This window comes from Pseudomonas brassicae, from assembly GCF_010671725.1.
In the GTDB taxonomy this organism is placed as follows: domain Bacteria; phylum Pseudomonadota; class Gammaproteobacteria; order Pseudomonadales; family Pseudomonadaceae; genus Aquipseudomonas; species Aquipseudomonas brassicae.
Window position 1 is genome coordinate 1 of the sequence record NZ_JAAHBU010000599.1, and the last position, 1,379, is coordinate 1,379.

The 1,379-nt window shown below is 63.7% G+C and carries 2 protein-coding genes and 1 pseudogene; all 3 read right to left on the bottom strand.

The annotated features are described in order from the left end of the window. Positions 1–134 (bottom strand): annotated as a pseudogene (locus tag G3436_RS26485) (MFS transporter); the annotation flags it as partial. Positions 135–209: 75 nt separating this feature from the next. After that, positions 210–914: an FCD domain-containing protein gene (locus G3436_RS26490; protein WP_163951301.1), complete on the bottom strand. Its 705-nt coding sequence runs from the start codon at positions 912–914 to the stop codon at positions 210–212. A 36-nt stretch (positions 915–950) separates the two neighbouring features. Next, a partial coding sequence (locus tag G3436_RS26495; protein WP_163951304.1) for a cation:dicarboxylate symporter family transporter occupies positions 951–1,379 on the bottom strand: 429 nt, incomplete at its 5' end.

Consider the following 1,379-nt stretch of genomic DNA (forward strand, 5'->3'; position numbering starts at 1 on the left):
AAGATCACGGTGTAGATGGTGATCTGGTGCACGAAGTACACCGCGATTGCCAACCAGATCTGCTTGTCACGGAACATCTGGCTCAAGCGGGTCTGTGGTGGCGCGGCTGCCTTTTCAGCGCTCAGGCGCTGCTCGCCAGCGGCCAGCAGTGCGGGCAGGGCGGTGCCGATGGGGCTCGCAGGGCAGGCGTTCATGGTCGCTCTCCTGGGTCAGTTGCCCGGATGTTCATCCGGGATGGTCAATTCGATGCCCATGCGCAGGCCTTCCTGCAGGATATGCCGGCGCATCTGTGCGCTGGCCTGGGCGCTGTCCTTGTTGCGGATGGCGCGTACCACCGCCTCGTTTTCTTCGAGGCGTGCGGCCAGGTGTTCGGGCGAGTTGCGCAGCACCTGCGCACTCTGCTTGAGGGCATTGCTGGTCTGTTGCACCACGCTCTGGAAGATCGGGTTGGCAGTCAGCGCGAACAGCTCTTCGTGAAAGGCGATGTACGCCCGTACACCGGCTTCGCTGTCGCTGGCGTCAAGCGCCTCGCGCATGTCCATCAGGGTCAGGCGCAGTTGGCCGATCTCCTTGCTGCTGATCGACTGCGCCACCAGCCCGACAATGAACGGCTCCAGGGTGTAGCGCAGTTGCAGCACGTCCTCCAGGCTGGCTCCGGCCACCGCAGCCGGTGCATGCACCAGCTCCTGGGTGCCAGGTTCAAGCACCAGCACGCCCTTGCCAGGCATGGAGCGCACCAGGCCAAGGGTTTCCAGCACCGTGACCGCTTCGCGCAGGCTCGGTCGGCTGATGCCCAGCTGTTCGGCCAGCTCGCGCTGCCCCGGGAGCATCTCGCCCGAGCGCCATTGGCCACGGGCCAGCGCTTGACGCAGTTTTTCCACTACCGCATTCACTACCGTCGATGAGGTAATCACTGTTCGCTCCCTGAGAAGACATGCATACGTTGTTACCTAGAATTCCTGTTGGTGGGCGGGGGTGGGCAGTTTACGCGCCTGAAAGCTGAAACCCTGCTTGCCGTTGAGCACGTTGTTGGCGCGTTCCAGGTCGATGTCCTTCTCCCAGCGTGCGATGGCCACGGTGGCGACGCAGTTGCCGATCAGGTTGGTCAGCGCGCGGCCGATGCCCATGAACCAGTCCACTGCCAGCACCAGTACCAGGCCAACCACCGGGATCGCCGGCACTGCGGTCAGCGTTGCTGCCAGGATCACCAGCGCAGAGCCGGGGATGCCGTGGGCGCCTTTGGAGGTGATCAGCGATACCAGCAGGATGGTCAGCAGGTCGGTCATGGCCAGCGGGGTGCCGGTGGCGTTGGCGATGAACACGATGGCCAGGGTCAGGTAGATCGAGAAACCGTCGAGGTTGAACGAGTAGCCGGTCGG